Raw genomic sequence first — 24,154 nt, 5'->3', positions numbered from 1 at the left:
GGTTGTGCTTGATATTTCGCGTCAAGACGTATCAGAGCATCTTTTCGCCAAAATATCCCACCTGGTGCAGCATGTTGGCATCGACTACATCAAGTGGGACTTCAATAGAGACCTGGTTGAAGCGGCCGATGCTCATGGCCGTGCGGCTTACAGGCGTCAGGTTCTCGCATTATATGCCCTATGGGACCGGCTTCGCGCCACCCATCCTGCACTGGAAATCGAAAGTTGTGCATCGGGCGGCGGCCGCGCGGACTGGGGTGCTCTGGCCCACACCCAGCGGGTCTGGACTTCGGATAATACTGACGCACTGGACCGGCTTCGTATCCAAGGCGGCGCCTGGCAGTTCCTGCCCCCCGAAATTACCGGCACGCATATTTCGGCCGTACCGAATGGTATAACCGACCGCGTTTTCACACTCGGGTTCCGGGCCGCAGTCGCACTATTCGGTCACCTCGGAATTGAACTCGATCCGCTGGAACTAAGTGCCGACGAACGCGACGAACTTGTTCAGTGGATCAACCTGCATAAACGTTTGCGTAGCCTGCTTCATTCAGGCGACGCTCAACTTGGTGAGCAGACAGCAGACCGTGTTGTGCGGGGTGTAACGGCAACGGACTGTTCCGCTGCGGTATTCCTCATCGCCCAGAGTGGCTCCGGACAGGCACGATCTGCAGCGCCCGTCCTACTCCCAGGCTAGATCCCGCCCGCCAATATAAAGTGTGTGCGCCTTCCCCCCAGAAACTGATGGGCAACAATCCATCTGCAGCGAACCGGTCTTTATTTGAAAAAGGCATCATTGTCAGCGGGGCAGTTCTGACGGAGATGGGCCTGACTCTTCCTCGACTTTATCCGGCACAGGCTCTTGTACTGGAATGCAATGCAATAGATATTTTGCCGGGATAAAATTGCTCAGAGGGTGCACTTTGAAAAGAGCGATATTCGCTAGACATCTGACACAAGCGAACTTTATCCCGATATTTTTTTTGACGCCCGGTTAATGAGATTGCGATTTCGTCGAGCAGGCACCAACCAGCTTATGCTCGCACCAGGCGCAGCTATCTTCACAGTCACTGGCGGAGCTGGTGCACTGTGCAAGATATTACGATCTGCGGGGCCCTGATATAAGTTGAGACATTCGTTCTAACGATTGTTTTGGATCCCATAAGCTGTACCTCGCCTGGCCGATGTAACTGTCACTTTCGCCACCAGATGGCGTGCTGGCACTCTATGGGACGTAAATCCAGCCATGCCGACATGCAGACGCCATGCGTTGTGTCGGTCCATCCGAATCACAACGCCCAAAGCGAGATTCGGATTCGCCCATACAACGCGCAGGTAGGTGCATTCGACGTTCGGTTTCCGCCATAAGAATGTCAGGTGGAAATGTTATCCAGCCCCGCTCGCAATCGTCCATACCGATGCGGCTCTAAACGTCTTCAACCCGAGTTCTGCACGATATGACGCTTGCCAGCGAACCATGGCGGAGAAGGATATATATCTCGGGTATTGAAGATGCAGCATCGTCATGCAGGGCACCTCTGGTAGATAACCCCGATCCTTAACCTCAAGATCGACCTGCGAAGCCGTTTTCACAGCTGGCTTTGTGAATCAATGACAGATGCTGGCGCTGCATCTGCCTTGTCCCTGCCCTTTCTGCGGCTTTGCAATGAATACTGCTGACGTGGTCCCATAAGGCCTCCTTAAAACCAAACAGCACCATGTTGCCAGCGCATAAAGAATTTCATCTTGCTTTCTTATATAGCGTACTGCATATTTGTGGGGCGCAGATAACAACAGAAGTATGTCCCTGAGTCCTGAAACCCCGGTTACGCGAGAAAGCACGAACAGTTGAAAAGCTTATCAAGTTCTCAAAAGGGTTATCGTAGACCGTCTGACGATATCACCGACTAGATCAAAAGGCTTTCGAAATTGATCAGCCTGCGGACATAACGTTGCGTGCTTAAATCAGGAGAGAAAATTTGTACTCCCAATTTATTACCATTCCTAACGTTGTTCGGATTATAGCCATTATTCTTATCACCGCCACTTTGTGGTCGAAATAATAAACAAATAATATTTATACATAGAATGATAAGAACTATATTGGGAAATTATATTCCATTTAAGATCTATGGGAATTTTTCGATAACCTGCCGGTCCAATTTTTGACCATTGGCTCTCAGGCTGCGACGCTCGATATCCCATTGCGCGGAATAGCTACCTGCAACAAATCCCATCAATACGAAAGATCCGCGCATACTTCCCTCGCGCGATAAGGTCTCATAACCGCCTTTGTCCACAAAGGCAGCATCGCCTACTTTTGGTGTGGGGTCAGCGTTTCCGATCCAGAATGAGACCAACCACATCCCACGTGCAGATCATCGATAGTATTTGATCTCATTGTCGGGTCTCCCGTTAAAATCATTTTGCGGTATTTCGCCCGCAGTATGTGTCGTCCTCTTGTGGATTTTTATCAGCCGACAGGAAAGTGACTATCAGGTTGCGAAACGCAAGGAGATCAGAGCAGCAAGAAAAAAAGATGACACAATCAATACTCCAGCTATCGGTCACCCCGCCCGACTGAGCGGGCCAGAGCAGATCCAGTTTGAATGGACACATACGAACTGCTGAAGATGCTCTAATTCATAAAAGTAAACCTCCTGACTTGCGAATTATCAAAAGCCGTTTTGATCTCCCCGTTGCTGTGACAACAATGATCAATCCGATGACCTCCCATACCACTTACAACCGCAGGATCAGTTATCGACTGACTTCCGGGGCACAGCCTGCAAAAGTAAAACGAAATGGTTTTCCCTTTTCATTTTCTTGTAGAGAACCATCGATTGTCGCAGACAGTATTATGATATTTCCTCATGGTATACAGTAATTATTTTTTCATAAATCCTAATTGCATAGATAAATATGATTATTGTTCCATCAGTTTGAGCACCTTCAAACACACACAGTCATATAAGTTCGGGACGTATATCCGCGATCCGGACCAGGATTTATTTCTCTAAAACGTAATATTACTATGCAGACCCAAAATGGCCTCATCGCCCGTGCGGCGGTAGGGGAAAGACGGATCGCCGCTTCCGCCCGCGGGATGCCAGACGTACTGGAAGTCGGGCTGCATGACCATCCAAGGCGTAACCTGCGCCTGATACGTCAGTTCAAGATGGTTTTCATTCCCCGGTATCAGCGACTGACTATCCCGGTTGAACTGCCGAAGCCCTGAACTGGCGCGACCGATACCCCAACCCAGTCCGATCGTGTCATTGTCGCGCCCCCTGAACGGGGCCTTCAGGTTGATGCCTGCATCAATGGCAAAACTGATCTCGTTGCGATCACCGCCATTGCCTGTCGCACGCACGAATATGCCCACCGAACGGGCGGATGTAAGCGATGGCCGCCAGATCATCTGGTCGATGATGCCATAGACCATCCAGTTGCCCCGGTCCCAGCGTGAAGTGAGATCAGCCTGCGAGGGGTTGGCGGCCAACGTGGCCGCCCCCAGGGAACCCCCATTGCGGTTATAGCGGTAATCGGCAAATCTGGCCGTATCGTAATATCCGCCCAGCTTGTACACGCCTGGTAGGCCGGGCTTCTTGGTCACGTTCGACATATCGGCAGGTTGCGGGTTCAGCGCATATTGCAGTTCGGTCATCAGCAGCGCGCCGGTGCCCATGTTGAAATTTCTGCCGTTGGCGCCATTATAGGTCTGGCTGGTGGGGTCACTGTTGCTACCGAGGTCCGAACCGGTCGCCTGCTGGATGGGTGTCGAATTGTAGCGGTTGCCCGGCGGGTTATCATCGGCAGCGGCGAACATGAAGGTGAACTTCTCGCTCGGCCGGTAGCGGATGCGAATAGCCGGGGACGAGAGCGGCCAGGACGGACCGCCGCCATACAGGTTGACCGAGGGGGCCATCGGCCAGCCGAAGTTCGCATTGAGGTAAAGTGAGGCGTAATCGCTGATCAGGAACTCGGTATCAAGATCCTGCTGGCCGATCTTCACATCAAGTTTGCCCTTGAGGAACGACTGCTGGTACCACAGTTCGAACAGGCGGGTGGAGCGGTCGGCCTCGAACCCACTGACGGGGTTGAAGTTATTCAGGTGATCCTGCGAGATGGAACGGCCGCGTGTCTGCAGCGCGCTGACATTGAACAGACCGCCCTTCAGCCCGAACAGCTTTTCGGTATCAACAGTCAGGGTGGGCATGGTCACAGCATCATAGGAGGGGCCTGTACCCGAACCCTGGCCATCTCCGTTGGTGCTGGGGGTGCCACCGGTGCCATTGCCCCAGACTTCATCGACTTCCTGGATGTCGAAGGTGATGCCGTGTTTGTACATCCATGACCGTGCGCCCCACATGTTCCCCAACAGGTTGCTGCTGGTATCCAGTTTGTCTCCGTCTCCCGCAGCGACTGCAGCCTTTTCCTCCGCATCGGCTGTGGCGCGTTCTGAATCGCGTACCGTGGCAGGATCGATCTGCTGGATCAGCGGGGTAGAGTTACCAAGACGGGCACGATCTTCTTCGATCTGGGTTTGAGGTGACTGGGCATAGGCTTTCATAATTCCGCAAAAATTGATTATAAAAAAAGCATTTATGGCGAACGCGATAAAAATATATCCATAATTGCATTTGATATTATTTTTCATTTCCACCCTGTTATATGAATTTATTATTTTATGCGTTGATTATACTATAAATATTGTTCCGTATTCGTGGGACAGGCGCATCTCGCGAATGATCTGCCCCCCTTGTATGACGATGAATTCCGACAAACATTCTGTCGCAGCCCTTCCAGTTAACCCGCTTATAGCACGGACGTTTAAGTATGCAGGGTGCTATAATGTATATATCCGGCATATAGTTCCCGTGGGACAATCCGCGGATATCTCCTAAGGTCATTTGATCGGCAGTCCCGGATTCCAAAGAAATGGCGGTACCGACAGATTTGGCCGCCATTTCGACTGTCCAGCCGTAGCAAGAGCAAATAAAGCCGACGACAGCTCTATCTTTGCGAGACAAATCAGCAATGACATGCTCTATATGCGCCGGAAGACTAATCGTTAGGCACCAGACTGCCTAATATAGTACAGCATTGTGCTGTTGGATCTCTATGCAGTCCGTTTTAGGGCGATGATCATGCCAGAGCGGAACGCTGCAGTTGTCCACTCAGATCACGACACACCATCATCCCACGACCTTCATTTATAGACTATCGAGCAGATGCAGTGTCGGTGGCTTAAAAAATATGATGGCCTGAGGGTGATCTCACACGTCACATGAAAGATCGGAAGCGGGAAAAGACCCGATTGAAGACGCGAACGACGGATCTCGCATCAGACTAAGGCGATCAGACGGGTCTGTCGTGCGCTGGCAGTATTGGAACCGCGGACCTGCTGGATGCTCGATCGCCCCTCCTCAACACTGCGTCATCTCGCAAATGATAATACGGCTGAGCACCGGTTGACGACCGATACCATCGTGCTCACCAGAGATTACGACCGCTATAGCTATCGCTGCATCCATGTTTTTCTGAGGCCCGGCGGATCTGTCGGCGATAGGGACTTGACGTTCCGAAGGCACCCCAAAACAGAATTGCCTTTGGTTGGACGCCTGATCTTGCGTCCAGCTGCGCCCGCAGCATCGCGAACGCGTGTGGTCCTGGGACTTCACTGAAGGTCGGACGCACAAGGGCCGCAAATCCCTATTGCTTGACATCACGCTCATACTGAGCAGCCACGCAGTCCGTATTCTCGTCCCAAATCTAACGGAATTTGAGAAACGCCTGCAGCCGTACTTTACACTGCATGCAGCAGGCTCGTCCCCGGTCAGTCCAACCCAGAAAACTCGGGAACGGCCTGCCTGGAACCAACCATAAACTGGGCAAGTCCGGCATTCATTGCGCGCTGGAACGCATCGAGTGTCTCGGCGCTCACGTAATGTTCCAATCCTTCGGCATCGATCCGTGCATTTTCCTGACTGATCCCAAGTGAAAGCAGGAATGCCTCGACGATACGGTGCCGGGTACGGACCGCTTCCGCCATCTTTCGCCCCTCCTCGGTGAGGAACACCCCGCGGTATGGCTTACGGGCAACAAGCCCTTCATCCGTCAGACGAACCAGCATCTTGGCGACGGTCGGCTGCGAGACCCCCAGACGTTCCGCCAGATCGACCTGACGTGCTTCCTGGCCTTCATCCAGAAGGTCGGCAATCAGTTCCACGTAATCTTCGATCAGGGCATTCTGCCTTGCCATCCGGTTGGCACGGAAGCCCTCTGAATGGATTTTGGAGTCCGGGAGCGTATCGGCTGCTTTCTTGAGCCGCTGTAAATCGTTTTGTCTCATTGTGATTTCCACTCCCATGGAGGCAGGCAAAAAGCATTATTCTGGTTAGCATACTTCATTATAAAACGCATAATATGTCATTAGCTTCAGAAAACCGCTTTCACCCAATTGTTTTCCGTATGCTTTCTATTATAGCATATTGCATATCGCCATTCGATTCGATTTAGTGTGTCCCCATGCCCCATGTTTCACGCCCCATCCCTCTCCCATCTGCGCCAGAAAAGACGGCGTGGCGCTTTGCCAGCCCGACTGAAGCTGGCAGCAACAGCCTGCCGGAAGTCTTTGCCAGTGTGCGGCTTCCTTCCGGCAACGCGCCCTGGTTCCGCCGCTTCCTGGCCTTCGTGGGACCGGGATATATGGTCTCGGTCGGTTATATGGACCCGGGCAACTGGGCCACGGATCTGCAGGGGGGCGCGCAATTCGGCTATACCCTTCTTGCCGTCATCATGCTGTCGAACCTGATGGCCATTCTGCTGCAGGCATTATCGGCCCGACTGGGCATCGCAACGGGGCGCGATCTCGCGCAGGCGTGCCGCGATCACTTTCCGCCTATCGTAAACATCACACTATGGCTTGCCTGCGAACTGGCCATCATCGCCTGCGACCTGGCCGAGGTCATCGGCACGGCCGTGGCCCTGCAACTGCTTTTCGGCATCCCCCTGCTGGTCGGTGCCGTAATCTCGGTACTCGACGCCTTTATTGTCCTTGTCCTGATGAACCGGGGCTTCCGTTATCTGGAAGCGTTCATCATCGGCCTGCTCAGCGTCATTGCAATCTGCTTTGCCGTGCAGGTCGTGGCGGCGGCACCGCCGCTGGCAGGCATCCTGAAAGGCTTCCTGCCCTCGACCGAGATCGTGACCAACAGCCAGATGCTGTATATCGCGATCGGCATCATCGGGGCGACGGTCATGCCTCATAACCTGTACCTGCACTCTTCAATCGTGCAGACCCGCGCCTTCGAACGCACGCCCGTCGGGCGGCGCGAAGCGATCCGCTGGTCGACATGGGACAGTACGATTGCCCTGATGCTGGCCCTGTTCATCAACGCTGCCATCCTGATCGTTGCGGCCGCCGCGTTCCATACCACCGGGCATCAGGATGTGGCGGAAATCGAGGATGCTATCGTCTCCTGTCGCCAATCCTGGGCATGGGCATTGCGTCTACCCTGTTTGCCGTGGCGCTACTGGCAGCGGGCACCAACTCGACCATTACCGGCACGCTGGCTGGCCAGATCATCATGGAAGGCTTCCTGCGGCTCCGCATCCCACACTGGGCACGACGTCTGCTGACACGTGGGCTCGCGATCATTCCTGTAGTGATCGTAACAGCGATCTATGGCAGCAGCGGCGTGGGGCAACTGCTCCTGTTCAGCCAGGTTATCCTGTCGATGCAACTGCCCTTCGCGGTGATCCCGCTGGTCATGTTCGTATCCGACCGACGGAAAATGGGCGAGTTCGTGATCTCCAGAAAACTTGCCGCGCTGTCGTGGATCGTGGCGGCCATTATTCTGGTGCTCAACTTCAAGCTGCTTTACGACACGATCTTCTCCGCCCAACCCTGACCAGCCTTATTCATTATCAGAAAAATCCGGACGGCATGCGCACATCGAAATCTGTGCGCATGCCGTTTTGCCAATCATTACGGTCAACACCGATGCACGCGCCACATCATCATGGCCAATACTGTGGCTTAAGGTCGTGATGGCCTGATTTTGAGCGCATAAGCATGCTCAAGAGTCAGATGCCATGCTCCGTCATATTCGGAGATCAGCCTATTGCATTTATGGTACCGTACGTTACCATACCACAATCGGCATGAAGGATCCGTTTCCACTTATGGCCTCAGCACAATCATACCATCCCGTTTCACAGGAAAAAGCACTGCGACCCAGAGGCATCGAACGTCTCAGGAAGCTAACGAATTCTGCCACCGAGCTTTTCCTTGAACATGGCTATGAAGCGACTTCTTTGGACATGCTGATCCAGAAAGTGGGTGGGTCAAGGCGGAACATTTATGAGCGCTTCGGGGGCAAGGAAGGGCTTTTTGCCGCTGTGATCGCGGAAGAATGCAGGAAACTGGCAGAGCCGCTTGAAAATCTGACGCTGGAAGATGCCTGCATCAGGCAGACTCTGGAGCAATTCGGTTCTGAAATTCTCCATATCATCAAACAGCCCCGGGTGATCGAACTGCACCGTCTGATGATCGCGGAAGGTAAACGGTTTCCCCAACTCTCACGAACCATCTGGTCTGCCGGCCACCACAATGCAAAGTCGGTCCTGGCAGGCTGGATCCGTAAACAGCAGGCCCAGGGCAGGTTACGCACGGATATGGATGCATCCGGTCTGGCTTACGCTTTCATCCATATGGTTACGGGAGAAGCGCAGTTGCAGTTGCTGACCGGTGGCCCCCGAACGACCGCCGATCAGGATAGCAACACCATAGCCCTGTCGGTTTCTCTTTTCCTCACGGCTGCTCAGGACACGGACCATGCGTAATGTCCCTGCAAAACAGATTCTGGCTTATGCGCTGGTCGGTTTTTTCATAATCGGCGCGATTGGCAACATCCTTGCGCCAAAGACCATTACGGAAGAATACGCACGGTGGGGCTATCCGGACTGGTTCCATTTTGTAACCGGCAGCCTTGAACTCACATCGGCTATCCTGATGGCCCGACAGGCAAGCCGGACGATCGGCAGCCTGCTCGCGGCCTGTATCATGCGTCCGCAATCGTGACCGTAATATTCCATGGCGAATACACCCATGCGATTGCTCCCGCCGTCGTTCTTGGTTGCCTGGTGCTGTCTGTCTATCTCCACAGGAAATGATCAGAGCATGCCAGTTCGGCATGTGACCGCCGTTTCCGTAGCTATCAACTGAAAAGGTTCATACATGAGCCAGATCCAACCCATTGCCCTCGTCAGCGGGGCAACACGCGGTATTGGCCGCGCCATCGCGCAGGGCCTTGCCAACAGGGGCGCAAAAGTCCTGCTGGGGGCCCGAAGCCTTGAAGCTGGCCAGAAAGTGGCAGCAGAAATCAGCACGCCTGACACGCAGGTCGAAGCTGTTGAACTGGATACAACCAGCCAGGCCACCATCGACAATCTGGTAACGTTCATCCGCGAGAAGTACGGTCGTCTGGATATCCTCGTGAACAATGCCGGCATCAGTCTGGATTTCTACCCGGATACCCCGGTTCGCGAAAAACTGTCGCGGACGCTTGAGACGAATGTTGTGGGCACGGCTGCCCTTACAGACGCCATGATCCCGCAGCTTGAGAAGTCCGGACACGCAAGGATTGTGAACGTGTCATCCGTTCTGGCCTCGTTTACAAGCCGGACACAGCCGGACTGGATCTACAAGGACGTCGCCATGCCCACCTATCAGGCATCCAAGGCAGCCCTCAATTCCCTGACGCTCAGCTATGCAAAACTGCTGATGGAAAAGAATATCAAGGTAAACGCCATCTGTCCCGGCCTGACAGCGACGGATGCCACCAACCATTATGGCGACCGCATGCCTGATCAGGCAGCACAGGTGGCCATTCAATACGCATTGCTTGATGACGCCGGCCCGACAGGTACCTTCGCTGACGAAAACGGTCGTGTAGATTGGTAATTAGTGAACACTTGGAGACAAAAATATCGCGAAAGGCACGAAGCTTGTAGGGATTTACCATGTGCCATAACGGCGGTTAACTTTGATGCGCCGCACCGGGCACGGGACTACGGCATCATCTGCGAAGATATGCTGTTTGTCAGAAGGGAATGGTATCATAACCCGTCAATGTTTATATTTATTAGAACATATTTATAAATCCATCTATCCTTCGAAATATTATCAGAAATTCGACCTGCTGTGGAATCGATAGAGATTTGTCTCTCCAAAGTCACACATCGGTCGAAATGTAACGTAACATTTAGTCACAAAATAGAGATAAGCGTTACATTGTTCTGGATTCGTGTAGATTGAGAGTTCTACTGATCATGCCGTGCAGGCATGCGAAAGGGAGTTAGAGGAATAATCGTACAATAATAAAATATGTCGTTCTTATATAAGAACTGTATATATGAAAATGTTTTGTGCACTACACGGACCATATTTCCAGAATATAAAGTCGTGTGGGGATGATATGAAGTTTGACGAACTTCGTTTACGGTTTGACCTTATCGACGATGAACCGTCAAGGAAACTTTGTTTGTCGTTGGCTCAGGCCATTCTGGGAATTAGACGCCATATCGAATACATGGTTTCGCCCGAGAGTAAACCCATTTCCAGACAAGAACAGGTGCAGTGGCTGCGCTGGATGCTATCACTTTGCCAAGAAAAAGGGCGTCAATTAATAGACGAGCACCCGGAGTCTCGTTACTTGCTGCTACGTGTCAGTATTCTTGATGAGATGACTAATGAGATGCTCCCTAATGAGCTTGAAGACGAGTCTGAGCGCGAAGAAGCAACAGAATCTTCCGTAACTTTACCCGCTTCTGAAAAGCCTTCTTCACCAGAAGCAGGTATTGATTGCGAATGATGTTTCCTGAAAAAGTCGCATGATTGCCGATTACTGGACATGTAAAGTGTCTGGAGATTTCCTGATATGCGCCATGTTTTCCTTATCCCGTTCCTGCTGGTCCTGCCTCGTCCTGCGTTTGGTCAACAATGTTCTTCCTCTGTTCCTCGGGCTGCCGGCAGTTTAACCACTGTGACAACCATATCGGAGCACGATGACACAGACCCAACTGACGCAATAGTTCACCTCGGAACCGCCGGAGCTCAAGTCGAGATGTTGTCCAATATACATGGGTTTGAGACGGGCATCGCCCATGCGCGGAACAAACTCCTGGTCTTCTTTGCCCCGAGAAGCCACGCGATCGTGCTTAGCGGCACGCTGATTCCGGTAGCCTACGACACCCTACGTTCCCTGGCCGGGTCGCGCGCCCACGATCTCGCACCGGTCGATGGCATCAGGGGAATGTTTGTTCGGGCAGATAACCGTTTTCAGGTCGTCTATGCGACCCCGGATGGCAAGGCAGCAGTCGCTGCCCGCATGTGGGGCGCCACCGGACAGGACATCACGAGAGACCAGATCAGGGGCATTCCTGGAGCCGTCCCGGAAATCAGTATCTCTGGCGCTTCAGCCGACGCTAACGAACAGTCCGGGCTCCCGGGTCTCTCGGGAGGCCTTATAGGAATACCTTCAGCCCCGGAAGTCATCATGTTCATAGACCCGCAATGTATCTACTCGATGAAGGCGATGCATATCCTTCAGCCGCAATCGATGCAGGGAAAGTTCGCCTGAAAATAGTCCCGCTGTCATTGCTTGATTACGAGGATAATGGCGCCAGCACCGTCAATGCGAGAGCCATGCTGTCGCTTCCGGCAAACGAGATGGCACAAGCGTGGGTCAACGGTCGCCTAAACCCTGGATTGACAGCACCTGAACCGGATAGTGAGGAGAAGCTTGCCCGCAATACCGGGATTGCACGGCGGATAGGGCTCACAGGGAGCCCAACCTTCGTCTGGATGCACCGCAATGGCAGGATCGGCCGGCTCGACGGCGTTCCCACGGATGTCGCCACGTTTCTGACCTCGGTCTCGCAATGAAGACACGACAGGACCAGACCGGCCCGCGGCGTTTTTTTGCAAGAACGCGCAAGGTGGCCCGGCTGGTGATTGGCGATCCACGTACATTGGTCGCCTGGTCCGATGTAACGAGAAATGCCGCGCTGATTGAAGCCCTCGGGAAGGGATTACTGACGCCAAAAGCCGGTATGCAGGGCCCGCGGGCGCCAGATGGTACCCCTATTGATATCGCCGCGATCGCTGCCCAATATGGCGTCGAACCCCGCGTTGTGGCGATCTTACTCGATCAGAGACAGCATGAGACATACAGACGGGCGCTTGCTGCCAGTATGCTCGCTGTTGTTCTGGTTTTTGGCTGGACCGGAGAAATGCTCCTTTCCCGCTGGAAGGGCAGCCAACTCCTTGCTGCGCTGGAGTTCGCGCCCTTCTGGACATTTCTAACACTTGTGGCGTTTCAGAACGCGTGGCTCAACTGGCAGATCCGCGAACGCCGCCTGGGTTCCGCCTGCCAATTTGTCGCCACCGCCGACAGCCTCATTCCACGCAGGCCGTAACCGCAAGTCCATCTGCATTACGCTTGTGAATAGATAGGATCGGCGGAGCACTCAGAACGTGCCGGGTGGCGCGTTCTTGTCGCCGCCCTGAGCGCCTGTTGCCCAGGAGGCATGTTCGTAATCCTCGCGCCCCGACATCGCCCGTGGATCATCAGGCCGGACGATCGTACCGGCGCGATTGTACGTTGGGGGTGTCCAGATTACACGTGTCGATCCGTAGGCCGCGTGCGGATCGTAACGCGCATGCCTGGTCGGGGGAGCCTTTGGGCCATGCACATGGGCAGCAGATGACACGTTGCCAGCGCTGCATGCCGCAAGCAAGGGGGAGAGGACAAGAGGCAGAATGAAATGTTTCACGAATGGTCTCCCGCTTAGAGGAGACCATCCTGACCAAGTATCTTGCGACTAGGACTGCCGCTTTCTCCATTCGTCTTCCATGGAGAGGTAGCCTCGAATGCGTCGTTCCATATTCGCAGCCTTGGTCGTCAACGCTGCATGATCATCGCTGAGTCGGCGATAATTGATACAGGTCGCCTCAAGATCGCGCGCCCGGTCTTTTTCCTGTCCCCTTGATATTTTGAGATCGTTGGCAACCTGCTCAGCATGAGCACTCGTCCGACAAAGATGGTCTTTCAGTTCTCTGATCTGTGATTCCAGGCCATGAGCGTAGTCTTTCCAGTCTTCCAACTGGCTTTCGAGTTTATCAGAATGAGCATTCGCCAGATTAAGTGCCTCGGTCAAGCGACTGATTAACCGAACCTGCTCTTCGAGTTCGTTAAAATGCGGCGGAGCAGCGCCATGAAGGGCCTGTCGGATATTGCGTTGCAAGCTCTCGTTATACTGACACGACATGCGTCCGAGTATGAAGCCTGCCGGCCCACTCATCCCGTTGCCACCAAACATTTCATGCCCTCCAAGTGTATCGCACTATAGAATCTTTTTCATTGTCGTATCTACAGCTTTATTTGCACCCGTATATATTTTCTGACTATTTTTATCATCCATAGGCTGGGTCGCAGTTCGATCACTCCCGCCGAGCGACTGCTGAATCGAGAGCAACGTGCCCGCCATACCGACAACGGCGGCGTCTCTGCTGAACTGGTCGATGTCGACCCGGTCCACGTCACCAAATCCGATCATGGCGGGAACCCGCTGGGGCAGGATTGAGATCATCCTGAATGAAATGAACGCCAGGGTGACGTGAATCATGACAAAGAGGCTGACCAGAACAATCATGCCGAGGAAGTTGCTGACAATCCAGCCGTTTGACAGCACCAGTCCGGCCGCAATGCCGAAACACATGTGGATCAGCCACGACACTGAATCAAATATAAAATATCCAAGGAAAAGCCCGAACAGCATCAGCACCGGCCGGAAGATGACATTGAACAGAAGAGCATAACCCTGTTTTGCATGACCGTGCAGCCCCTCCCCGTTCATGGTCATATGCGCGAGCATCCACAGAGGTGCTGCAATCACGGACTCACAGACCATGATGAACCATCCAGCCACGGCAAACATCCACATGACAAACGGGATCATCGGGATGACATAGGCGATGGTGAGGCCTGGCATAAGCATGGCGAAACAGCCGCCGATAATCGGCGCGCCAAAAAAGTGCATCAGCGCGTGCCCGGCCCCTGCCGCAACGGCACCTTCTGGATTCCCGCTCAAAAGCGACAGCACGCCGATACCAACGGTCCCGGCCGTAGAAGAAAGAACCGACGCAGTGCCCATCGTGAGAAGGGCGGTCGTGATCATCCAGTTTCCAAGTGACATGAGATTGCCAAACGGATCCGTCCAGTAGCCGTTCGTCCCGGACGGCTCGATAAATCCGGTCACGATCTGCAGGGCGTAATCGTTCAGGTGCAGGGCGCGGAACAGCTGGTCGAGCACACCTGCACCGTCTCCACCCGGTATCGCGCCTGTGTACAGGTCGGCATTCCCGCCTGGCGCGGTCACGCCATCCTGCGTCGCAACCATGCTGTCGATGTTTTCCATAAAGGTGTCCGCAGACTGCACAAGAGGCGCAATGTCCGAGGCAAGATAGTTTCCGAGACCGGAATAGGATGGGGTGGTGATGGTTGGCGTTGCGGTCATGAGAGACAGGGTCTGGCCGTTGAGGCGCGCAAATTCGAGATAGTAGGCTCCTGCGCCGGTCCATCCGAGATTATCCATCTGGTTGCTGGTGTTGACCGCATCTCCGTTCGTCGAAATCCCCCATTGGTGAAGCGCGAGCGTCTGATTGTTGACCGTGTCCTGAAGCTTAGACCGCAGTTGTGCCGCCTGCGTCGTGAGCCTCGACGCATAATCGTTGGTGGCATTGACGATGATGGTCATGAGTGGGGCCAGCGACGCTGTCGTTTTCGTCTGCCAGTAATTCTGGGCCACCTGCGCAACCTGGCTGCGAATGTCGCCAAGGATCACGGAATCAAGGACCTGTTTTTGCATACCCGCCTGATCGACCTGAAAACCGGCCAGATTCACCGCGTCAGTGTTGGGCGCCTGCAAACTTACGGCCCCGCAAACTGGTGTCCCGTCTCCTGCGCCGGCTGCCATATTGTAAGAATAGTTGATGATTCCCATCTTCCCGCCGGTCACGGACAGGACGGTCTGCCCGGTCGGGGCCGCAATCAGGTTCGTGTTATTCGCAGCAATGTTAATAATGGCCCGGCAGAACTCATTTTTCACAAGACCGGTCACAATCCCCTTTGTGCCGGGGATAAGGGGCTGTGCGATGACCTTGCCGTCTGGTCCGATTGCCTGCTTCGCCTTGTCGTAGACGACCTTCGCCATACCGATGCCCCAGAGCGAGCCCTGCACGACAACGGCCTGCGCCGCATTGAAGCCGGTTGCCGGAAGCGGCCACATCAGGATGGCCGCAATCCCGATCCGCACAATCGACATGCTGGTCTGGTTGTTGCCAAGGAGTTGCGCTGTTTCTGCCCCCCGGTGGATGTTCATGAAGTAGATATAGCTTACGACCGCCATCGCAAATGCCATGACGAACCCGGAGAACCACCCGATCATGGTTCCTATGACGGTCGCCTCGTTGCCGATGCTGGGCGCGCTCGTATCCTGCCCGAAAACCGGGAATACGGACCGGATGACCTGCGCCGCCCAGTCACTGCCCGGATCAAGCAGGTCCCATGTCACGTTATAGCCCGTGCTGCTGGCTGCAACTCCCGAACCGGTCGCAACAACCGTCTGCGCTGCCGCAGACACGGTAACAGCCGACAGAAACAGGAGTGGCAGGATGGCGAATACAGGGCGGCGAAAGCGCTTCATGGTTTGTCCTCCAGCAGCACGGTCACGGCGCAGGACTGGCGGTGGGACCGGGATGCATCCGCATCATGAAATCCGTCACCGCAGTCACAGCCTTGTGCATCATCTCGCGGACCTGCTCGCTCATGTCTTCCAGGGCACTGGCTCCCTCTTTTTTTCCGGGCACTTCGGCAGCAGTCCTGCCGATCTCGGCATCGATCTGGGTGAAGCGCTGCGTCACACTGCCGGGCATTCCCATGCGCTGGCCTGTTGCTCGGCGGCTTCCCTTCCCTTTCCGTAGGCTTCGAGCCTGCTGGTGACATTCTCCAGTTGCGCCGCGAACGCCTGGTTATTCTGTTTCTCCGTCACAAACTGGCTATGCAGATCTGCATACCGGCCACCGGCCTTCATCTCCGACAACACACCGGCAACACCGTCAGGGTCGCCCTTTCCTGCATCTGAAATCGCCGCCATGATGGAGGAAGCTGGCCGCTCCCTGAGGTCACGCAGGGCCTCCACCGCCTGCTTTCCCAGACGTTCGGTCGCCTCCAGGCTCTTTTCGTCACGCGCGTTGTGCAGCCGGGTGCTGAAATCGGCGGCCTTTTCCATCCACGATGATGCCGGGTTCGCAGGCTGGCTATCAATGCGCGAGGCAATCGCTTCCGCAAGGCGGGCAAAGCCGCCACCGCGAACAACCTTGACGTGCTCCTGATCTTTGGCCCCCGCCCCCGCGTTCATTTCCCGCGTGTTCGCCGCCGCCTTTTCCTTCGTTTCATTGCTATCCGTCGTCGATCGGCTTTCCGGCGCATCTTTTGCCGGACCTGTCTGTTTCTCTCGAAAGTCCTTCTGAGGATCCGTCGTATGGGTCTGTCCGGGCTGGCTGCTGGCTGACTGCTCCGGTCCTGGCGGAGCGCCCTCCCCCGGGGACGCCATTCCTCGGGTTTTGTCCGCCTGACCTTTCTCACCGTGCGTAGACCCGGCAGCATGGTCATGCCCTGGCGCTGGCTGGTGCCCTGGTTCGGGAAAGACGGCCGCCCTCAGGTTCTCGATGGTGTGCGCGATGTCCGGGTGGTCCGGATCCTGACGTCCTTCAACCAGTTCGCTGGCAAGTGTCCGGATCGCGTTTACTTCTGGCTGCTGAAGGCGATGCGTTTCACGCATCATCGCAGCGACCACAGGTTCGTTCAGACCCGGGTAATGCGCCGCGCGCTCCGTCATCTCAGCATGAAGCGGATGGTCATCGTTCAGCGTCGGTCCCAAAAGACGCTCTACATCCTGCACGGCGTATGCCACGCGCGTACGGAAGCCGGGATCATTATGGACGTCAGGCTCTCGGGATTCCTGTCGCAACCGATCATATGCGGCGGCCTGCCCGGGTGCCTGCTTCCTGTATTCGGACTGCACGCGATCAAGGGTTTTCAGCACATCCTCGATATCGCCGGTTTTCTGCTGGGCCTCAGACATGGCAAACCTCTAGGGATTGATCGTGGGGGAAGGCATCGGTGTCAGGCCGTCCTTGAAGGCGACCTCTTCTTCCTGCGCGACCCGGGCAGCTCCCATGGTCGCGAGGTAGAGCCCGAGACGGTAGTTCTGCAGCGCAAGGTAATTGGACTGCGCCATCTCGGTGGCAACCTCGCGCATGACCGACGCGGGAGGCATTGCCTGGAGCGAGGCGTTCCAGCTTACGCTGGAGACCCTGCGATTGACTTCCAGCGCCATGGCCTGCAGCCACGACGCCTTGTCGAGCGGCGTGAGCCCCTCGGCCGTCATTTCAGCCTTCTGGTCCCGCGTGAGCGCGACAGACGGAACACCAAGAGATGTGACATAGCCCGTGACCCAGCGGGCAAGAGACATACGACTGTTGTACGACCGGCGCCGGGTTGCGGCTTCACGTCCCCGAAGGCTGGACAGCTGCTCGCCACGCAGGGCCGCCGGCGCTACCGGCTGGATGAGCGTGGTCGCATAATCATTGGCTGCATCCACTGCGCCATCCGCGGACAGGGTATCGGCGCCGAACAGGCTGGCAGCACGCTGGTCGGCGTTCGGCAGCCGGGACACGGAAGAGCAGAGCCCCTGCGCCACGTCGTCGGATGAACAGTAGCGCTTGAGGTGCAGGGACATGTTCGCATCCGTGCCCTGTGACTTGCCGTAATAGGAGGGCGTCCCCTGACCTGCCTCACCACGGGGATCGCTTACGGTCGCGATGGCATACACCGCGGATCGAGCCGCCTTGGACGCGGCCACGGTGGACTGCTGGGCATCAAGGCCCGCGCAGAATTCCGGATTCATCATATGCTCGTCCCGGATTCCGGTTTCCTGCTGACGCCGTAGAAATCCGGCCATCGCCGCGTCCTGAGCATCCATGAGTTGCGACTGGGCACCGACCTGGGCTTTCGCGTAATTGGCAACCTGCGTGAAACCCTTCGTCAGGAGAGACGCAACGGAATTCGGGTTTGTAAGACTACTGAGATTTGAATCGATGCTGTCCGTCAGGTTTTTCGTCATCGTATTGAGGGCGTTGCCCGTGAACGCCTGAAGAAGCTTGATCGCTGCAACGACAGCGGCATCACTGAAAAGCGCGTATGCCGGACGCGGCGTGACTGCCAACACGCAGACGCACGAAGCGGCACCAATGGCAACCATCTGCAGCCTGCGCATCAGAATACTCCGTCCACGAGATTGCTCAGGCTGTATCCGGTCGGAAGCTGGGGAGATCCGTTGATATACAGGTCAGTCGTACTGCTGGACGTCCCCGCAATGGCAGTCGCAATTGGCGGACCACCACCACCGAAACTCAGGCTCGGGCACATGAGTCCGCTACTCGAGCCAAAACCGAGCCCCAGGTTAACGCCTGACAGACTGAGTCCACATTGGGTCGACCCCATGGCGTTCCCCCATGCCGCCTGTGCGGCCTGACAGACCTGGCCACCTATCTGGCCCTCGACGGCCTGCAGGAGGGCTGCGGGATCAAGGCCGTTCGTGATGAGATTCAGTCCGGTGCCGTTGAAAAAATTGCTCAGGCAGGACAGGCCGTTGACGCTATCCGGCTGCTTTTCATAGGCGTCGTTGGCCTGGACGCGTTCGTTTACGGCTGTTGCCGCCGCCTGGGTCAGGGCGGCGCAGCCGACGCTTCCCGTAGATGTCGTGGCACCAGAGGCGGCTGATGACGTGGTCTGCGCATGCCCCTGTATCGATACAAGAGCGGCAGCCACTGACAACAGGACACGGAAGCGCAGACGGATCATACAGCCTCCTGACGTGTAGCCGGACGCGTCACAGCCTCCAGCAGGGCAATCCTTTCCGGAGCAAGAAGGCGATGAAGCGCCTGGCGCCTGCTTTCCGAGATCACGCCCCGTCCAAAAAGGCTGTCCGCCGACAACAGGTCCCTACGGCCGCGCAGATAGGGGATCAGCGCGTCAAGGGAGCTGACCAGATCAGGCCATTCATGCGGCGCGACACCAGCGAGTACGGCGTGCCAGGCCGTCCTCGCTGTCATATCATTGTCCAACATCGCGATGACGTCCTCTCCGCCCCTGATGCGCCAGATCTCGCCGAGCGCATCCAGCGCAAGGGCGACATTGGGCATCGGGGAAGGAGGTCCGGATTTCCGGACGGATGAGGGCTTGTTCATGGAACCTTCCTCGGGTGATTACGACGAAGGTGTCGGACCATCATGCGACCGGTCAGCGAATTCGACGTCGGACCGCGACTTTATTATGACCGACATCAATGACGTCGCCCGCCTGGGCTACCGTGGTCGCCAGAACCTTGTTCCATTCCCGGCCGCCCTGCCAGTCAACAGGAACGCTGGTGTCCACGTCCGCCGCGAACACGACGCGCACCCCATGCGGAACGATCTGGCGTATGGCGAAGTCAAGTGGAACCTGCTTTCCGTATCCACTGGCGATATGGAAATATCGACGGGCTGGAACAGCCACGGATGTTCGAGGATCCTTACCAGTGTCCGCCAATACGCCCGGCCCTTTCTGACCAGTGTCTCCCGGTGAAGGTAAGGTCTCCCCGCCGGTCGTGCCCACTGAGGGCAACGTCAATACCGACTGGCGCGAAGTGTCCGGAGAGGTTGTCTGGACCAGATGAAACGCGGCAGGTGTGACAGATATGGGGCCAGAGCCAGCGCCATAACCACGGCAGGCATAACAGGCATATGAGTGTCTCCATCAAGCTCTCCTGACCAGAGCAGCGGCCTTTGCGACCTCAGACACCTTTTTTACGGGCTCCAACTCGACTATCATGACGTTCCATCACGGCTGATCCGCTGTCAGGGCGCGGCCAGTCGATATCTTCTGGATGTTGGAAGTTTCTTTTGCTGAGGAAAATGCCCGCCGTGAGAGTAAACGAAAATGTCCCATGACAATGGCAAGATGCAAGCCGAGGCTTTATTTGCATCCGGCCAATTATATAAAGACATCGGGGAAATCATTTATGACAGGCGGACGGCGCTTGACTGGACGCAGGTGCACCTCGCCAAACTGGCACGGTTGAATGTATCGGTCATACGGAGCATCGAAGCAGGTCGTCCGGTCTCCCTGGAAACATTATCGGCGCTGCTACGGGTATTTGAGATAGATCCGCGCGATATTCTTCCGCAAGGTGCACCGGAAGGTACATGGTTTGCCCATCTGGATCTGGTGGCATCCGCGACGCAGCTGAAAAAGACCATGAAGCAGTGTTCGGACTACAATCTGGCGATCCAGAAATTACGCGACATTATTGGCAATATTTCCAAGACGTTTAACCTGCCGGAAATACCGGCCAGATTGCCGATCGATCATTATTCACACAGTGTCGCCTTCACCTCGGGGGAACGGCAGGACCTCCTCGAGATATTTGGACGCAGGATTCAGATCTTCAGGACGCTTCAGGGGGCAACAGCGAGCCAGATCGCCCATAAATCACATGTTTCCCTGACCAGCCTGAGCCTGATCGAAGCAGGGCTGAGAAATCCGAGCCTTGAAACGGTTTATCGCATTGCCGAAGGACTGTCCGTCTCCGTTTATTACCTGATCCCGGGAATACATGACGACGCAGACCTTTTGCGTTCCCTGGACATGACCGCGTGGGCAATGTCCGCGCAATCACAACTCGAAGCCCTCGCTGATCTCGAGTCCATTATTGGTCACCTCGACGATATCGCAAACCACTGACCGGGTGCATGAAGGTATGGAGACTGTCAGGAAAGGGGTCTCCTTTCTTATGGCAGACCCTATGCCTTGGGCTGCCCATTCCAGGTGATGTGCCCCGGCTGATCACCAACGCGGACCGGAAACCGCGTCTGGAGTCATATTAGCGCGTTCTGCGATATTTATTTCTTGACGGTTATATAACGCTTAAGAGATATTATTCCCAAAACACGCAGCCTATCCCGAAAACGCGATGACGAGGGCATACCGCCATGAAGTCAGCATCGTTCGGCCAGGTTATAAAACACGGTCTGTTTACATGGCTTCAGACCTATCCCACGCCAGAAATGACGCGCGCCCTCTATGCCAGGCTGTGCGACGAGGTCCTTGTAGCGACAATGCTTACCCTGACAGTGCAGGAGGTAAAGGAGTCAGTCGCGCAATGGGCCGACCGACCCCAGAATGTTTTTTATGAAGCGCCTGCACGCAGGGGAGCATGGACAAGGACCCAGTTGCTCATCCTTGGCCAACGCTGGCTCTGTGGTGATAAAACCGCCGACATAGCCGAGATGCTTGGCCGCTCGGCCGGGAGCGTGCGTGCAAAAAGAAAGCAGCTTGGCCTGCCACCGCGCATCAGGCTCTCAAAAATACAGGCGGAGACCATACTTGCCGAAAAGCGGAGCGCCATTCCCGCAGATCCCGAAGCTGTCCTGACATGGGAACAGGCCTCCCTGCTTCCTCATGAAGCCCGGCGGGGACGGACATGGCTTGTCAGGAACAGCCTCAACAGGCTGACCCTCACAGGACATAAGGGGGGAGACAAGGTACGGTGGCACGAGGCCGCCAACATTGAAATCGCCTACCGCCATTTTGCATTTCAGAACCCGCGTGAAATTGCACGGGACTTCCTTATTTCGGAAAGCGCGCTGAAATCCCAAAGCTGCTGGGAACAGCTTCCGCCACGACGCGGCGCCAAAGTGCCCTGGTTCATTCACGCGAGGGCCGAATATTATATCGGCGAACACCAGTACATCCGGCGGGAATGTCTTTGCAAGAGCGGATGCTTTTTCTGGACCACCCGCAAGGGTGGTGACCGGGTCAGCAGACGGTACCGCCGCAGCATTGCCGCCACGCATGGCATTGCCGCTTGAGTAGTAGCGGGAACCGTCAAAGAAAAAACGTGCCGGTCGCAAGATAGACTTCCAGCCTGCTCTCATCACCGTCGGGAAATGAGAGTAGAGTGATGATCACCTTTTTTCATGCCCCCGTAAGGGAGGCGCGCCATGCGGCTGTTTAATTCCGCAGTAACCAGGCGGCTTACCGACCCGACTTTCAGGGGATTGTTGTAGACAGATCGCTGCTGCTCAACATCGCACTGGCGGGCGTGGTCATCGTGTTCGCGGCACACGACGCCTATATCCGTGCACACCCGCCCACACCCCTCTATTTCTACGTTGACGGCCAGAATGCTCCCCGACCGGCCGTGGCGCTCACCAGTCCGGTACTTGGCCAGGACCAGCTTCTCGGCTGGGCCGTCAAATGGGCGATCGCACCCTACAACATCAACTATCGTGATTTTCCAACCCAGATGAACACCGCGGGCGCTCACTACACGCTCAACGGATGGAACACCTTTGCAAAGTCTTTCATTACGCAGGGGAATCTGGCGAAACTCAGGGATGCAAAGCTGCTCTGTTATGCGCAGCCGACACGGGCCGCGACCGTACGCGCCGAGACTGTCGTGCAGGGACACGCGCGCTACGTAATACAGTTTCCTTTCATCCAGACCTGCGAAAACGTCAACCAGCAGAATACGCAAGTGCTGATGGCAACCGTGACGATTGATCGCGTGGAGGACCTGGATCACCCTGATGGACTGGCCATCGAACAGCTTGTCGTCTCGTCGGGGAGGGAGTGACAACCGTGCGAATTCTTTCTCTCTTTCCGCTGACCCTGTCCATCCTGCCACTTGCGGCACTCGCACAGCAGCCATCACAGCCCGGGCCTGCGGCAACGATACCTGCAGACGATCAGGATCAGGCAGCCGAAGATGAAGCCGAGCATGAGGCCATTCCTTTCACGCCCGAAGAAATCCTTCGGCTGGGGGAACGCCTGAAGGACGTGCGTCGTGCCACGGAGCAGGTCGGCACGGAATTCGCGACCCCTAATGCGCGCCCGGCGATCCGTGTCTCTTTTGCGCCTGGTCAGCAGACAAGCCTGATCTTTACGACAAAAGGCTATCCGACCGCATTGTCCTTCGTGGACAGCACGGGACTGCCCTGGCCGATAGCATGGAATACGTCTGGCAATTCCGCCAACCCGGACGGCAGCACGAACTGTGCTTCCGGTAAAAGCGGCGCGTCGGCCGGGAATCCTGCGGTTGAGACAACAGGTTTCTATACCTGCGTCCCGTTCAAGGCTCCAATACCATCAATATCGAACCGATGTCGCTCCAGCCCAGAGGTGGACTGCTCGTAACGCTTCAGAACGCGCCAAAGCCGGTCTCCTTCCTGCTGATCGCGGGGCGTGGATCCTACGATGACAACCTGACCGTCCGCATGTCCGAGAGAGGGCCCAATGCCCGGGAGCCGGTCGACAGCCGCCCCGGAGTGCCCGCGACAGGCGAGCCCTACATGAACGCCATGCTAAGCGGTATTCCACCAGCGTCAGCCGTTCCGCTGGCCGTCGAGGGTATTTCACCCGATGACGTGCGCGCCTGGCGGATTGGAAATGAGGTCTATCTTCGCACGCGCCTTCACCTCATGACGCCTTCATCGGACAGCATGGAGCAGGGTGAAGGGGGATACACGCTCTATGCCTTCCATGAGGCCCCCGTTGTCCTTCTCTCCGATGCGGGACGGACGGTCTCGGCCCATATCAGGGACGCACAGTGATGAAACCCGGATTCAACCAGCTGTTCAGTGATGCGTCGCGGGGCGGAAACCGGCGTCTGCTCGCTATCCTTGGGAGTATTGGCACCGTTCTTGGCGTCACGCTACTCATCTCCACCATCCACCGTAAGGAGCTTCCACGCTCGGACCCCGGCAGGCCGCCCGCCGCCAACCCCCTGCCCGGCGGCCTGAATTCCAATCCGCGCCAGCAGGAACTCCGCGAAGATCAGATCCGCGACGAGGCAGGTCGGGCACAGACTGCGGGACAATCGTATTCACCCGATATTGCACCGGGCACGCCCACCCATCCCGACGACAAGCCTCCCCGCCCCCGGTCGCCCAGGAGGTCGGGGCGGACGTCAACCCGGCGAT

General features: G+C 56.0%; 22 protein-coding genes and 3 pseudogenes. 14 read left to right on the top strand and 11 right to left on the bottom strand.

The window, feature by feature from the left end:
* Window positions 1–697: glycoside hydrolase family 36 protein (locus tag JCM25156_RS20830; RefSeq protein WP_199898808.1), on the top strand; the 697-nt coding region annotated here is incomplete at its 5' end.
* A 2,319-nt stretch (window positions 698–3,016) separates the two neighbouring features.
* Here the strand turns inward: JCM25156_RS20830 and JCM25156_RS02260 are convergent.
* Window positions 3,017–4,573, bottom strand: coding sequence for a carbohydrate porin (locus JCM25156_RS02260; protein WP_227000638.1), 1,557 nt, complete (start codon window positions 4,571–4,573; stop codon window positions 3,017–3,019).
* 1,266 nt (window positions 4,574–5,839) lie between these two features.
* Window positions 5,840–6,355 (bottom strand): manganese-binding transcriptional regulator MntR, encoded by a 516-nt coding sequence (gene mntR, locus JCM25156_RS02255; protein WP_034958093.1) that lies wholly within the window; start codon window positions 6,353–6,355, stop codon window positions 5,840–5,842.
* A 176-nt stretch (window positions 6,356–6,531) separates the two neighbouring features.
* Here mntR and JCM25156_RS20825 point away from each other — a divergent pair.
* The 8 genes and pseudogenes from JCM25156_RS20825 (at window position 6,532) to JCM25156_RS02225 (ending at window position 12,486) form a co-directional block, all read left to right on the top strand.
* Window positions 6,532–7,916 (top strand): annotated as a pseudogene (locus JCM25156_RS20825) (Nramp family divalent metal transporter).
* A gap of 253 nt (window positions 7,917–8,169) precedes the next feature.
* Window positions 8,170–8,850, top strand: coding sequence for a TetR/AcrR family transcriptional regulator (locus JCM25156_RS02245; RefSeq protein WP_199898807.1), 681 nt, complete (start codon window positions 8,170–8,172; stop codon window positions 8,848–8,850).
* Window positions 8,843–9,088: a DoxX family protein gene (locus JCM25156_RS20820; protein WP_199898806.1), complete on the top strand. Its 246-nt coding sequence runs from the start codon at window positions 8,843–8,845 to the stop codon at window positions 9,086–9,088. Before JCM25156_RS02245 ends, JCM25156_RS20820 begins: the two co-directional genes overlap by 8 nt.
* A 156-nt stretch (window positions 9,089–9,244) precedes the next feature.
* Window positions 9,245–9,970 carry an SDR family oxidoreductase gene (locus tag JCM25156_RS02235; RefSeq protein WP_025811950.1) on the top strand — a complete coding sequence of 242 codons (726 nt, stop codon included), beginning with the start codon at window positions 9,245–9,247 and terminating at the stop codon, window positions 9,968–9,970.
* A gap of 514 nt (window positions 9,971–10,484) precedes the next feature.
* The gene (locus JCM25156_RS27545; RefSeq protein WP_084296403.1) at window positions 10,485–10,880 is read left to right on the top strand and encodes a hypothetical protein; all 396 of its coding nucleotides are present in this window, start codon (window positions 10,485–10,487) and stop codon (window positions 10,878–10,880) included.
* A 252-nt stretch (window positions 10,881–11,132) separates the two neighbouring features.
* The gene (locus tag JCM25156_RS30505; protein ID WP_242402405.1) at window positions 11,133–11,648 is read left to right on the top strand and encodes a hypothetical protein; all 516 of its coding nucleotides are present in this window, start codon (window positions 11,133–11,135) and stop codon (window positions 11,646–11,648) included.
* Window positions 11,649–11,665: 17 nt separating this feature from the next.
* On the top strand, window positions 11,666–11,953 hold the full coding sequence (locus tag JCM25156_RS30500; protein ID WP_242402404.1) for a hypothetical protein: 288 nt from the start codon (window positions 11,666–11,668) through the stop codon (window positions 11,951–11,953).
* Window positions 11,950–12,486 (top strand): hypothetical protein, encoded by a 537-nt coding sequence (locus tag JCM25156_RS02225; protein ID WP_025811948.1) that lies wholly within the window; start codon window positions 11,950–11,952, stop codon window positions 12,484–12,486. Before JCM25156_RS30500 ends, JCM25156_RS02225 begins: the two co-directional genes overlap by 4 nt.
* Window positions 12,487–12,537: 51 nt before the next feature.
* Here the strand turns inward: JCM25156_RS02225 and JCM25156_RS27540 are convergent, their stop codons facing one another.
* From JCM25156_RS27540 to JCM25156_RS29750, 9 genes are all read right to left on the bottom strand, one after another.
* Window positions 12,538–12,843 carry a hypothetical protein gene (locus JCM25156_RS27540; protein WP_084296402.1) on the bottom strand — a complete coding sequence of 102 codons (306 nt, stop codon included), beginning with the start codon at window positions 12,841–12,843 and terminating at the stop codon, window positions 12,538–12,540.
* A gap of 48 nt (window positions 12,844–12,891) precedes the next feature.
* The gene (locus JCM25156_RS02220) at window positions 12,892–13,389 is read right to left on the bottom strand and encodes a hypothetical protein (protein WP_025811946.1); all 498 of its coding nucleotides are present in this window, start codon (window positions 13,387–13,389) and stop codon (window positions 12,892–12,894) included.
* Between the two features lie 24 nt (window positions 13,390–13,413).
* The gene (locus tag JCM25156_RS02215; protein ID WP_025811944.1) at window positions 13,414–15,774 is read right to left on the bottom strand and encodes a DotA/TraY family protein; all 2,361 of its coding nucleotides are present in this window, start codon (window positions 15,772–15,774) and stop codon (window positions 13,414–13,416) included.
* A gap of 22 nt (window positions 15,775–15,796) precedes the next feature.
* Window positions 15,797–15,991 (bottom strand): hypothetical protein, encoded by a 195-nt coding sequence (locus tag JCM25156_RS30495; protein ID WP_242402402.1) that lies wholly within the window; start codon window positions 15,989–15,991, stop codon window positions 15,797–15,799.
* Window positions 15,988–17,175, bottom strand: coding sequence for a hypothetical protein (locus JCM25156_RS20810; protein WP_242402401.1), 1,188 nt, complete (start codon window positions 17,173–17,175; stop codon window positions 15,988–15,990). Before JCM25156_RS20810 ends, JCM25156_RS30495 begins: the two co-directional genes overlap by 4 nt.
* A gap of 48 nt (window positions 17,176–17,223) precedes the next feature.
* Window positions 17,224–18,408: a hypothetical protein gene (locus JCM25156_RS02205; protein WP_007396696.1), complete on the bottom strand. Its 1,185-nt coding sequence runs from the start codon at window positions 18,406–18,408 to the stop codon at window positions 17,224–17,226.
* On the bottom strand, window positions 18,408–18,995 hold the full coding sequence (locus JCM25156_RS02200) for a hypothetical protein (RefSeq protein WP_025811942.1): 588 nt from the start codon (window positions 18,993–18,995) through the stop codon (window positions 18,408–18,410). Before JCM25156_RS02200 ends, JCM25156_RS02205 begins: the two co-directional genes overlap by 1 nt.
* Window positions 18,992–19,336, bottom strand: a complete 345-nt coding sequence (locus tag JCM25156_RS02195) for a hypothetical protein (protein ID WP_025811939.1) — start codon at window positions 19,334–19,336, stop codon at window positions 18,992–18,994. The genes JCM25156_RS02200 and JCM25156_RS02195 overlap by 4 nt, the downstream gene beginning before the upstream one ends.
* A gap of 97 nt (window positions 19,337–19,433) precedes the next feature.
* The gene (locus tag JCM25156_RS29750) at window positions 19,434–19,688 is read right to left on the bottom strand and encodes a hypothetical protein (RefSeq protein WP_183481441.1); all 255 of its coding nucleotides are present in this window, start codon (window positions 19,686–19,688) and stop codon (window positions 19,434–19,436) included.
* 423 nt (window positions 19,689–20,111) lie between these two features.
* Between JCM25156_RS29750 and JCM25156_RS02185 the strand changes: the two genes are divergently transcribed.
* The 5 genes and pseudogenes from JCM25156_RS02185 to JCM25156_RS30150 form a co-directional block, all read left to right on the top strand.
* Window positions 20,112–20,915, top strand: coding sequence for a helix-turn-helix domain-containing protein (locus tag JCM25156_RS02185; protein WP_025811934.1), 804 nt, complete (start codon window positions 20,112–20,114; stop codon window positions 20,913–20,915).
* A gap of 323 nt (window positions 20,916–21,238) precedes the next feature.
* On the top strand, window positions 21,239–22,042 hold the full coding sequence (locus JCM25156_RS02180; RefSeq protein ID WP_034958089.1) for a hypothetical protein: 804 nt from the start codon (window positions 21,239–21,241) through the stop codon (window positions 22,040–22,042).
* 233 nt (window positions 22,043–22,275) lie between these two features.
* Window positions 22,276–22,809 carry a DotI/IcmL/TraM family protein gene (locus tag JCM25156_RS20805; RefSeq protein WP_242402400.1) on the top strand — a complete coding sequence of 178 codons (534 nt, stop codon included), beginning with the start codon at window positions 22,276–22,278 and terminating at the stop codon, window positions 22,807–22,809.
* A pseudogene (locus JCM25156_RS20800) lies at window positions 22,806–23,785 on the top strand (DotH/IcmK family type IV secretion protein). Before JCM25156_RS20805 ends, JCM25156_RS20800 begins: the two are co-directional and overlap by 4 nt.
* A pseudogene (locus JCM25156_RS30150) lies at window positions 23,782–24,154 on the top strand (type IV secretion protein DotG); the annotation flags it as partial. The pseudogenes JCM25156_RS20800 and JCM25156_RS30150, both read left to right, overlap by 4 nt.

The sequence above is a fragment of the Komagataeibacter kakiaceti JCM 25156 genome (assembly GCF_000613305.1).
This window is presented reverse-complemented; position numbering and strand designations above follow the sequence as displayed.

Bases quoted from the DNA above. Each gene is read 5' to 3' on its own strand.
- JCM25156_RS02260 (WP_227000638.1), bottom strand. From the start codon at position 4,573: ATGAAAGCCTATGCCCAGTCACCTCAAACCCAGATCGAAGAAGATCGT.
- mntR (WP_034958093.1), bottom strand. From the start codon at position 6,355: ATGAGACAAAACGATTTACAGCGGCTCAAGAAAGCAGCCGATACGCTC.
- JCM25156_RS02245 (WP_199898807.1), top strand. From the start codon at position 8,170: ATGAAGGATCCGTTTCCACTTATGGCCTCAGCACAATCATACCATCCC.
- JCM25156_RS20820 (WP_199898806.1), top strand. From the start codon at position 8,843: ATGCGTAATGTCCCTGCAAAACAGATTCTGGCTTATGCGCTGGTCGGT.
- JCM25156_RS02235 (WP_025811950.1), top strand. From the start codon at position 9,245: ATGAGCCAGATCCAACCCATTGCCCTCGTCAGCGGGGCAACACGCGGT.
- JCM25156_RS27545 (WP_084296403.1), top strand. From the start codon at position 10,485: ATGAAGTTTGACGAACTTCGTTTACGGTTTGACCTTATCGACGATGAA.
- JCM25156_RS30505 (WP_242402405.1), top strand. From the start codon at position 11,133: ATGTTGTCCAATATACATGGGTTTGAGACGGGCATCGCCCATGCGCGG.
- JCM25156_RS02225 (WP_025811948.1), top strand. From the start codon at position 11,950: ATGAAGACACGACAGGACCAGACCGGCCCGCGGCGTTTTTTTGCAAGA.
- JCM25156_RS02220 (WP_025811946.1), bottom strand. From the start codon at position 13,389: ATGTTTGGTGGCAACGGGATGAGTGGGCCGGCAGGCTTCATACTCGGA.
- JCM25156_RS02215 (WP_025811944.1), bottom strand. From the start codon at position 15,774: ATGAAGCGCTTTCGCCGCCCTGTATTCGCCATCCTGCCACTCCTGTTT.
- JCM25156_RS02205 (WP_007396696.1), bottom strand. From the start codon at position 18,408: ATGCGCAGGCTGCAGATGGTTGCCATTGGTGCCGCTTCGTGCGTCTGC.
- JCM25156_RS02200 (WP_025811942.1), bottom strand. From the start codon at position 18,995: ATGATCCGTCTGCGCTTCCGTGTCCTGTTGTCAGTGGCTGCCGCTCTT.
- JCM25156_RS02195 (WP_025811939.1), bottom strand. From the start codon at position 19,336: ATGCCCAATGTCGCCCTTGCGCTGGATGCGCTCGGCGAGATCTGGCGC.
- JCM25156_RS02185 (WP_025811934.1), top strand. From the start codon at position 20,112: ATGTCCCATGACAATGGCAAGATGCAAGCCGAGGCTTTATTTGCATCC.
- JCM25156_RS02180 (WP_034958089.1), top strand. From the start codon at position 21,239: ATGACGCGCGCCCTCTATGCCAGGCTGTGCGACGAGGTCCTTGTAGCG.